Origin of the sequence: Longimicrobium sp., from assembly GCF_036387355.1 — a bacterium.
In the GTDB taxonomy this organism is placed as follows: Bacteria; Gemmatimonadota; Gemmatimonadetes; order Longimicrobiales; family Longimicrobiaceae; genus Longimicrobium.
This window is the reverse complement of sequence record NZ_DASVTX010000551.1, coordinates 1-9994: the sequence shown is the minus strand read 5'-3', so window position 1 is coordinate 9994 and position 9994 is coordinate 1. Positions and strand designations below refer to the sequence as shown.

Sequence of the window (9994 nt, the reverse complement as noted above, 5' to 3'; positions counted from 1 at the left end):
TCGCCGAGAACGGCGCCACGGGCAGCCCGGAAGTGATCTACATCCCGGTGCGGTCGGGCTGCGAGTTCCAGCCGTACCAGGTGGACGTGAAGGCCGGCGCGGTGCGCGGCGAGGAGTAATCCTCCCGCACGCAATGCCGGGCAGGTAAGGGGAGGGGCGCCACACGGCGCCCCTCCCTTCTTTTTGTCTCCCGCACCCCCGTCCGGGCGTGCGGGCGCCCCATTTGCATTCTTCCGCGGCCAATGGGCGCGCTTTGCTGATTTCCCCTGACGTGGACGATTGCATGCACATGGCTGGCAACGCTGCCGCGGGCGCTCCGGACGCATGGGGCGGGCGCCGGGTCCGGCGCGGACACGCTGATGTTCCGGGTGGACGGGCCGCCGCTTTCCGGGCGCGCACAGCCGCTTTCCTGCTGGTCTGCTGCGCGCTGGCGGCGGGGTGGGCGGCAGGCCCCGCCGCGGCGCAGCAGACCACCACCGTGGCGGCCGGCGCGCGCTACCAGGCCGGCTCGCTGCACCGCGCCCTGTGGGGCGGCGCGTACCGGGACCTGTGGGCCACCCCCGTTCGCGTGCCCGTGCTGGCGCCGGACACCTTTGCCGGCGGGCTGCGGGTGGAGCAGGCCGGCGGCGGCCTGGCTACCGAGTCGCTGCGCCTGCGGGGCCGGGACGGGCGCGAGTACGTGTTCCGCTCCGTGGACAAGGATCCGGGGCGCGGGCTGCCGCCGGACCTGCGCGGCGGGCCGGTGCAGTCGATCTCCCAGGATCTTGTCGCCAACAAGCACCCCGCCGCCCCGCTGGTGGTAGACCCGCTGCTGGCCGCGGTCGGCATTCTGCACGTGCAGCCCCGGCTGTACGTGATGCCCGACCACCCGTTTCTGGGCGAGTTCCGCGCGCGCTTCGCCGGCCGGCTGGGGTGGGTGGAGCTGCGGCCGGAAGACGACGAGGAGGGCGCGCCCGCCTTTGCCGGCGCCAAGCGCGTGGTGGGGACGGAGCGGCTGTTCGAGCGGCTGGAGGAGGATCCGGAAGAGCGGGTGGACGCGCGCGAGTACCTGGTCGCCCGGCTGATGGACATTCTGGTGGGCGACTGGGACCGGCACCTGGACCAGTGGCGGTGGGCCGGCTACGAGACGGAAGGCCGCTGGCGGTGGCGCCCCATTCCCCGCGACCGCGACAACGCGTTCAACGACTACGCCGGCTTCTTCAACCTCCCCGTCCGCGCAGCGGCGCCGCAGCTGGCGCGGTGGAGCGAGGACTACGTGGACCTTCCGGGGCTGGTGAAGACCGGGGGTGACCTGGACCGGCGCCTGCTTTCGGAACTGGACCGCGCGGCGTGGGATTCCGCCGTCGCCTTCGTGCAGTCGCGGGTGACGGACGCGGTGATCGAGGGCGCGGTGCGGCAGATGCCCCCGGAGTACCAGCCGTTCAACGCGGCGCGGCTGGCGGGGCAGCTGCGCTCCCGCCGCGACCAGCTGGGGGAGGCCGCGGCGCAGTTCTACGGGCTGCTGGCCAGCGACGTGAACGTGCACGCCACGGACGAGCGGGAGCGCGCGGAGGTGCAGCGGCTGCCGGACGGCACGGTGGAGGTGGTGATCCGCAGCGAGAAGGTGCCGGGCGTCTGGTTCCGGCGCCACTTTCGTCCGGACGAGACGCGCGAGATCCGCCTGTACCTGCAGGGCGGGGACGACCAGGCGGTGGTGCGCGGGACGGCGTCCAACTCCATCCAGGTGCGCCTGATCGGCGGCGGGGGCGACGACGTGCTGGCGGATTCGGGGAGTGCCGGCGCGCGGATGACGGTGATCCACGACGACCGGGGCGACAACCGGCTGGTGCGCGGGCGCGGCACGGTGATCGACGCGCGGCCGTTCGATCCGCCCCCGTCGCGCTCGCTGTTCGGCAACCCGCCCGCCCCGCGGGACTGGGGCGCAGACTTCGCCCCCATCGCTCCCTACGGGCGCTGGCAGACCAACGTGGGTCCCGTGCTGGGCGTGGGGCCGCGGTGGACGCGGTACGGATTTCGGCGCTACCCGTACGCGCGGATGATCAGCCTGCGCGGGGTGTACGCGCCGCTGGAGGACGGGTTCGGCGTGGAGGCGGACGCGGACTTCCGGCGCACTTCGTCGCGTGACGGGCTGCGGCTGGCGGCGGGGGCGAGGACGTTTGACGTGATCCGCTTTCACGGGCTGGGGAACGAGTCGCCGGGAACCATCGAGGAGCGGTACGAGGTGACGCACTCGGTGGCCACGGCGGAGGCGCGGTGGCACGGATGGACCGGCGCGCGCACCTCGTTCTCCGCCGGCCCGGTGGTGCGCTGGATGAACCCGCGCGACGACCGCGACCGGCTGGCGCCCCTGCGCGGCGGCGACGGGCTTACGCAGGCCGGACTGGCGGGCGGGGTGCAGATCGACGGACGCGACACGCTGCCGGTCACGCGCGGCGGCTGGCTGCTGCGGGGCGGCGCGCGCGCCTTTGCGCACGACGACGGCGGGCCGTTCGGCCGGGTGGAGGGCGAGGGGCGCGTGTACCTCCCCCTTCTGGGCGGCGGTCCGTCGCTGGCGCTGCGCGCGGGCGGCGCCGTGGTGCGCGGCGCCTTTCCCTTCCAGGAAGCCGCGTACCTGGGCGGGCTGGAGTCGCTGCGCGGGTACCCGTACCAGCGCTTCGCGGGCGACGCTTCGGCGTTCGGCGCGGCGGAGTTGCGCCAGCCGCTCGGGCAGGTGCACGTGCTGGTGCGCGGCCGCGTGGGCGCCTTCGGGTTCGGCGAGGCGGGGCGCGTGTGGCTGGACGGCGAGTCGCCGGGGGAATGGCACCCGTCGTACGGCGGCGGGGTGTGGTTCGAGACCACGGGCCGCGTCCTGACGCTCACCTACGCACGCGCGGACGTGACGCGGCTGTACGCGGGCCTGGGCCTGCCGTTCTGAGACGGCGTCGAAAGACCCTGCTCTGCTGAGAACGGGCGTGCGGGTCGCGACGCTGGCTCGGCGGCAAGCAGATCCTTCGACTCCGCGCCACAGTCTGGCGCAGCGGACAGTCCGGTGCAGCGCTCCGCTCAGGATGACAGGTGCTGTGCGCCTAACCGATTATGGTGTATGAGTTTGTCATCCTGAGGAGGCGCCGGAGGCACTTGCGGCGGCAGGGCACTTTGGCGCCGACGAAGGATCTACTGCGCCTGTGAGAACGGGCCTGCTGGTCGCGACGCTGGCTCGGCGGCAAGTAGATTCTTCCTCTCCGCGTCAGGATCCGGAGCGGCTGAAGGTCCGATGCAGCGCTCCCTCTGAATGCCGAGGGCAGGGTTTTCTCAGACGCTCGGACCGGCGGAAGTGGGGCCGCGGGTCCGATGGGAACCGACCGCAGCGCCCGCACCGGGCGGGGAACGGGTGCCGGCGGGGCGGGGTAGAGGCAGATTCGCGGGAACCCGTCCGGCGGCCGGCGTCACGGCCGCCCGGGACCGCCCTTTCGCGGAAGTACGATGGACGACCTTCACAGCGACCCCTTCCACGGGCCCTCCGGCCGCCCTCCCGGCCTTCCCGCCGCCCCGCGGACCGCGCCCGCCGTGGACCCGCGGCAGATGAGCACCGGGCGATGGATGTGGGAGTGGACCAAGGCGGTGAGCACGGCCATTCTGCTCTTTCTGGTGGTGCGCACCTTTGCCGTGGAGGCGTTCAAGATCCCCACCGGCTCCATGGAAGGGACGCTGCTCATCGGCGACTTTCTGCTGGTGAACAAGGCGGTGTACGGCGCCGAGATCCCGCTCACGCATCAGCGGCTCCCCGCCTTTTCCGTCCCGCGGCGCGGCGACGTGATCGTCTTTCTCCCCCCGCACGAGCCGCACAAGAACTACGTCAAGCGCATCGTGGGCGTGCCCGGCGACACGCTGGAAATGCGCGACAAGGTGCTGTACCGCAACCACGTGGAGCTTGCGGAGCCGTACGCCCGGCACACCGACCCGCTGGGCGACCCCACGGACCCGCAGATGGACTGGCAGCTCGGCTACCTGGTGAACCGCCGGCTGACGTGGAAGACGTACCACCCCACGCGCGACAACTGGGGGCCGCTCGTCGTCCCCGCGGGAAAGTTCTTTGCCCTGGGCGACAACCGCGACCGGTCGGAGGATTCGCGCTACTGGGGGTTCCTGGACGCGCGCGCCATCCGCGGCCGTCCCATGTTCGTCTACTACTCGTTCCAGCACGACCTTACGGAGCAGTTCGACTGGCTCACGAGAGTACGCTGGGACCGCATCGGCGAAGTGATCCGCTGAAGCGGACCGGGCCGGCGGTGGCGGATACGGGAAGGGTGGAAAGGTGCTAAACAAATAGCGGCGCGACCTCGGGCAACCGGGGGCGCGCCGTGCTCGTTTGGCGAGCGGGGGCACGGGTTTGCGGGTGGGGGTTGACAGGCTTGGGCCGGTTTTCCATGTTCCGTCTCAGGCGCGTCCCACCGCGGCTGCGCCCGCCTCTCTCCCGCTGTACCGCGCCTCTCGGCGCATTCTCCACCGGGTCCCCCCGAACGGTCCCCCGCTTCCGTCCTCCGGAGCACGCCGATGACCTTCAGCCCACCCAAGAAACTTCCGGCCGAATCCGAGTCGCTGGACCAGTACCTCCGCGAGATCAGCGCGTATCCGCTCATCAACCGCGAAGAGGAATGCCGGCTGGCGCAGCGCATTCGCGAGGGCGAGGCCGAGTCGCTGGAGCGGCTGGTGCGGGCCAACCTGCGGTTCGTGGTGGCGGTCGCCAAGAAGTACCAGAACCAGGGCGTTTCGCTGGCCGACCTGATCAACGAGGGCAACATCGGGCTGATGCGCGCGGCGCGGAAGTTCGACGAGACCAAGGGGATCAAGTTCATCTCCTACGCCGTGTGGTGGATCCGGCAGGCCATTCTGCAGGCGCTGGCGGAGCAGTCGCGCATCGTGCGGGTGCCGCTGAGCCGGGCGGGCGCGGTGCACCGCATCGGCAAGCGCAGCTCGGCGCTCACGCAGGAGCTGGGGCGCGAGCCCACGCTGCAGGAGATCGCGTCGGAGCTGGAGGTGCCGGAAAACGAGATCAGCCACGCGCTGGCCATGTCGCAGGTGTACCTGTCGCTGGACGCTCCGCTGGTGCCGGGAGAAGACGGGCAGCTGTTGGACTACCTGTCGGACACGGTGTCGCCGGGGCCGGACGACGAGGTGTACGAGCACGCGCTCAAGCGCACGATCGACGACGCGCTGGGGACGCTGAGCGAGCGGGAGTCCAAGGTGCTGCGCCTGTACTTCGGCCTGGGCGACACGGAGCCCATGACGCTGGAGCAGATCGGGGAAAGCTTCGGGATCACGCGGGAACGGGTGCGGCAGATCAAGGAGAAGGCACTCCTTCGCCTGCGCCACCAGTCCCGCGCTCGTTTTCTGGAGACCTTTCTGGTCTAGGTCCGGTCGCCCGCGCGATCGGTGGTGCCGGGAGCTGGGGCGCTCGAGCGATCGGGCGCCCTCCGCCGTTGGTGGAGGGTGCGGGGCGGGTGGGATCGGTGCGGGTGGCGGAGTGCAGGGCGGCCCCCACCCGGGTTCGCATCCCTCACCCACCCTCCCCCCAAAAAGACTGGGGGAGGGTTGCCGGGCGGACGGCTGCGGTGCTCGGGGTCGAGTTTCCCGCCGCGGGCGGTGGCTGAGCGACTGAAGTCGCCGCAACAACGGCTGAAAGCCTCACGGTACTGCTGTGAGGCTGTGCCGGCGCGGGACGTCCGCCGCGCGACCCCGAGAAGCCGGAGCCGCGCGTGAGCCGGACGGGCGTCGGCCGGGCACCGGGCGCTGGGCACCGGGCACTGGGCACCGGGCACTGAGCACTTCCAGACCGGGCACGGAGCACTCCGGCACCCCGCACTTCTCCCCGCCCCCGGGTTGACACATTCGCCCGCTTCATGTATTGTGACGGTCTGTCCCGACCACGCCACTCCGCCTCCGGCACGGCGCCGGAAGCGGAGTTTTCGTCCGGAACACCAGAACCCGCCGGCACAGGCCGGCACAGGCCCGCGCCTTGGGCGCGAGAAAAGCGAATGAAGACGTATTCCGTCAAAGCAGGCGAGATCGAGCACAAGTGGTTCGTCGTCGACGCGGGGGGCAAGATCCTCGGCCGCGTGGCCACGGAGATTGCCCGCGTTCTGCGCGGCAAGCACAAGCCGATCTTCACGCCGCACCTGGACACCGGCGACTACGTCGTGGTCATCAACGCGGACAAGGTCCGTCTGAGCGGCAACAAGGCCGACCAGAAGACCTACTTCAAGCACACCGGCTACATGGGCGGCGAGAAGTTCATCCCGTTCCGTGAAATGCTGGCCAAGCACCCCGAGCGGGTGATTGAGCTTGCGGTGAAGGGCATGCTGCCCAAGAACGCCCTCGGCCGCCAGATGCGCAAGAAGCTGAAGGTGTACGCCGGGACGGAGCATCCGCACCAGGCCCAGAATCCCGAGCCCCTCACCTTCTGATCATCATGGCGACGGAACAGATCAACGCGGTCGGACGCCGCAAGACCTCGGTGGCGCGCGTGTACCTGCGCCCCGGCACCGGCACCTGGTCGGTCAACGGGCGCACGCTGGAGGCGCACCTGCCCCGCCACGTGCTGCAGCAGTCGGCCAGCCGCCCGCTGGTGGCCACGCAGACCGAAGGGCAGTACGACGTCAAGGTGACGGTGGCCGGCGGCGGGCTTCGCGGCCAGGCCGACGCCATTCGCCTGGGCGTGGCCCGCGCGCTCCTCAAGATCAACGAGGAATTCCGCGCCACCCTGCGGGCCGAGGGCCTGCTGACGCGCGACCCGCGCGAGGTGGAGCGCAAGAAGCCCGGACGCCCGGGCGCCCGCAAGCGCTTCCAGTTCAGCAAGCGCTGATCGGGAGCGTGGGAGATGCCGTGCCGGGATGGCCGCAGGGCCGTCCCGGCACGGGTGTTTCCCGAATCCCGGTACGATCAAGCACACTGCCCGACGCCCGCGCCGGGTGCCGCCCTTTCCGGGGCGGTCGGCGGGGCGGATGACGGCGGTGGAAGCCCGGGCCCCGTGGTGGGGCCGCAGGGAAAACCGCACTCCCAGGACCGAGTACCATGGCCGTCCCCCAGATCCAGGACCTCCTGGAAGCCGGTGTCCATTTCGGGCACCAGACCAGCCGCTGGAACCCGAAGATGCGCAAGTTCATCTTCGCGGAGCGCAACGGCATCTACATCATCGACCTCAAGAAGACGCAGCGGCAGATCGAGCTCGCCCAGGAACTGGTGCGGGGCGTGGTGTCGCGCGGTGAACGCGTCCTGTTCGTCTGCACCAAGAAGCAGCTGAAGGGCGTGGTGGAAAGCACGAGCGAGCGCTCGAACTCGTTCTTCGTGACGGAGCGCTGGCTGGGCGGCATGCTCACCAACTTCGCCACGATCAAGAAGCAGATCCGCCGCATGCGCGAGCTGGAGCGCGGCCAGGACGAAGGCGCCTTCGAGCACTACACCAAGAAGGAGCGCCTGATGCTGGACCGGGAGCGCGAGCGCCTGGAGAAGTATCTGGCCGGCGTGAAGGACATGGGCCGCCTGCCGGGCGCGCTGTTCGTGGTGGACGCCAAGCGTGAAAAGATCGCCATCAGCGAGGCCAACAAGCTGGGCATTCCGGTGATCGCCATCGCCGACACCAACGCCGACCCGGACGTGCTCACGGTGCCCATCGCGGGCAACGACGACGCGATCCGCGCGGTGGAAGTGATCAGCGGCGCCATTACCGACGCCATTCTGGAGGCCCGCGCCGCGATGCCGGCCGAGGACCGCCGCCGCAGCGAGGAACCCGAGGCGACCACGTACAGCAGCGAGACCGGCGAGCAGAAGCCCGCCGACCGCGGCGACGACCGCAACCAGAAGCGCCGCCCGCGCCGCAAGCGCCGCCCGCGTGCGGAAGGCGCCGGGATGGGTGCCGACGGGGGCGACGAGGGCTGAGGCCCGCGCCAGACGGACGGTGTTTCAGGGGCCTCCGGCGCAGCACGCCGGCGGCCCCTTTCCACACCCGCGCGCCGCGCGGGGCAATTCGCCGGGGCCACGGGGTTGCGCGAGCGCCCCGGAACCCCGATTCTCCGGCCCGCGGCCCCGCCGCGCGCCGGCCGACACCCAACGACGCACTTTTCCGGGACGGAAACCCTACGATGTCCAACGTAATCAGCGCACAGGCGGTCAAGGAGCTCCGGGAGCGCACCGGCGCCGGGATGATGGAGTGCAAGAACGCGCTCAGCGAGTCGGGCGGCGACATGGAGGGCGCCATTGACCTGCTGCGCGCCCGCGGCGCGGCTAAGGCGGCCAAGCGCGCGGAGCGCGAGGCCCGTGAAGGCGCCATCGGCAGCTACATCCACATGGGCGGCAAGATCGGCGTGCTGGTGGAAGTGAACTGCGAGACGGACTTCGTGGCCCGCAACGACGCGTTCCAGCAGCTGGTGCGCGACATCGCCATGCACATCGCCGCGGCCAACCCGGTGGCGATCCGCCGCGAAGACTTTCCCGCCGAGCTGGTGGAGCGCGAGCGCGCGGTGTACCGCGAGCAGATGAAGGAGTCGGGCAAGCCGGAGCACATCTGGGACAAGATCGTGGACGGCAAGATCGACAAGTTCTACAGCGACCAGGCGCTGCTGGAGCAGCCGTACGTCAAGAACCCGGACCAGACCGTGGGCCAGCTGATCACCGAGGTTTCCGCCAAGACGGGCGAGAAGATCGACGTGCGCCGGTTCTCGCGCTACGGCCTGGGCGAATGAGCGGGGCGGCCGACGGCGGGACCGAGGGGCTCACGTATCCCCGCGTGCTGTTGAAGATCTCCGGCGAGGCGCTGGCCGGAGAGCAGGGCTTTGGCATCAGCCCCCCCGTCGTCGACCGCCTGATCGACGAAATCCGCTACGTGCACGAGATGGGCGTGGCGCTGGGGCTGGTGATCGGGGGCGGCAACATCGTCCGCGGCACCACCGCCAGCGCCCAGGGCATGGACCGGGTCAGCGCCGACTACATGGGGATGCTGGCGACGGTCATCAACGCCCTCGCCATTCAGAACAGCCTGGAGCGCAAGGGGGTGGAAACCCGCGTGCTCACGGCCATTCGCATGGAGCAGCTGGCGGAGCCGTACATCCGCCGGCGGGGGATGCGCCACCTGGAAAAGGGGCGCGTGGTGATCTTTGCGGGCGGCACGGGGAACCCGTACTTCAGCACCGACACGGCGGCGGTGCTGCGCGGCATCGAGATGAACGCCGACGTGATCATCAAGGCCACCAAGGTGGACGGAATCTACTCGGCGGATCCCAACAAGGACCCGAACGCCGAGTTCATCCCCGAGATCTCGTACCTGGACGCGCTCTCGCGCGAGCTGGGGGTGATGGACGCCGCGGGGCTTTCGCTGTGCAAGGAGAACCGCCTCCCCATCGTGGTGCTGAACCTGGACACGCCGCGCGCGGTGGCCCGGGTGGTGCGCGGCGAGCGCATCGGCACGCTGGTTCACTGAGCCTTTCTACGACCTGATCCGGAGACCGGAACCGTCATGTCCAGCCAGCAGAAAGCCCGTCAGCGAATGGAGAGCGCCCTGGAGGCGCTGCGCCGCGACTTTCAGAGCGTGCGCACCGGCAAGGCCAACCCCGCGCTGCTGGATTCGGTGCGGGTAGAGGCGTACGGCTCCATGCTCCCCCTCAACCAGGTGGGCACGGTGAGCGCGCCTGAGCCGCGCATGCTCACGGTGCAGCCCTGGGACAAGAGCCAGATCAAGGCCATTGAAAAGGCGCTGCGCGAGTCGGATCTGGGGCTCAACCCCAGCAACGACGGCAACATGGTGCGCATTCCCATTCCGCCCCTGACGGAGGAGCGGCGCAAGGAATTCGTAAAGATGCTGCACAAGATGGCGGAGGAAGCGCGCGTGGCGGTTCGCCAGGCGCGCAAGGACGCCAACGACGACGTCAAGGCGCGCCAGAAGGATGAAGGGCTTTCCGAAGACGACATCCGGCGCGAGCAGGCCGACGTGCAGAAGCTGACCGACCAGTACGTGGCCAAGGTC

At 70.3% G+C, this 9994-nt stretch carries 9 protein-coding genes; all 9 read left to right on the top strand.

What is annotated here, in order from left to right; genetic code table 11:
• Positions 1 to 289 precede the first annotated feature (289 nt).
• A complete protein-coding gene (locus VF665_RS23860; RefSeq protein ID WP_331055992.1) occupies positions 290 to 2914 on the top strand; it encodes a BamA/TamA family outer membrane protein in 2625 nt (874 codons plus the stop codon).
• Between the two features lie 548 nt (positions 2915 to 3462).
• On the top strand, positions 3463 to 4251 hold the full coding sequence (lepB, locus tag VF665_RS23855; protein ID WP_331055991.1) for a signal peptidase I: 789 nt from the start codon (positions 3463 to 3465) through the stop codon (positions 4249 to 4251).
• 282 nt (positions 4252 to 4533) lie between these two features.
• The gene (locus tag VF665_RS23850) at positions 4534 to 5391 is read left to right on the top strand and encodes an RNA polymerase sigma factor RpoD/SigA (RefSeq protein WP_331055990.1); all 858 of its coding nucleotides are present in this window, start codon (positions 4534 to 4536) and stop codon (positions 5389 to 5391) included.
• A 623-nt stretch (positions 5392 to 6014) separates the two neighbouring features.
• Positions 6015 to 6443: a 50S ribosomal protein L13 gene (rplM, locus tag VF665_RS23845; RefSeq protein ID WP_331055989.1), complete on the top strand. Its 429-nt coding sequence runs from the start codon at positions 6015 to 6017 to the stop codon at positions 6441 to 6443.
• Positions 6444 to 6448: 5 nt separating this feature from the next.
• Entirely contained in the window at positions 6449 to 6841 is a 393-nt protein-coding gene (gene rpsI, locus VF665_RS23840) for a 30S ribosomal protein S9 (RefSeq protein WP_331055988.1), read from the top strand.
• Positions 6842 to 7050: 209 nt separating this feature from the next.
• A complete protein-coding gene (rpsB, locus tag VF665_RS23835) occupies positions 7051 to 7914 on the top strand; it encodes a 30S ribosomal protein S2 (RefSeq protein ID WP_331055987.1) in 864 nt (287 codons plus the stop codon).
• Between the two features lie 203 nt (positions 7915 to 8117).
• Positions 8118 to 8717, top strand: a complete 600-nt coding sequence (gene tsf, locus VF665_RS23830; RefSeq protein ID WP_331055986.1) for a translation elongation factor Ts — start codon at positions 8118 to 8120, stop codon at positions 8715 to 8717.
• Positions 8714 to 9451 carry a UMP kinase gene (gene pyrH, locus VF665_RS23825; protein ID WP_331055985.1) on the top strand — a complete coding sequence of 246 codons (738 nt, stop codon included), beginning with the start codon at positions 8714 to 8716 and terminating at the stop codon, positions 9449 to 9451. The genes tsf and pyrH overlap by 4 nt, the downstream gene beginning before the upstream one ends.
• 36 nt (positions 9452 to 9487) lie before the next feature.
• Positions 9488 to 9994 (top strand): ribosome recycling factor (gene frr, locus VF665_RS23820; RefSeq protein WP_331055984.1); only part of this gene is annotated, 507 nt, incomplete at its 3' end.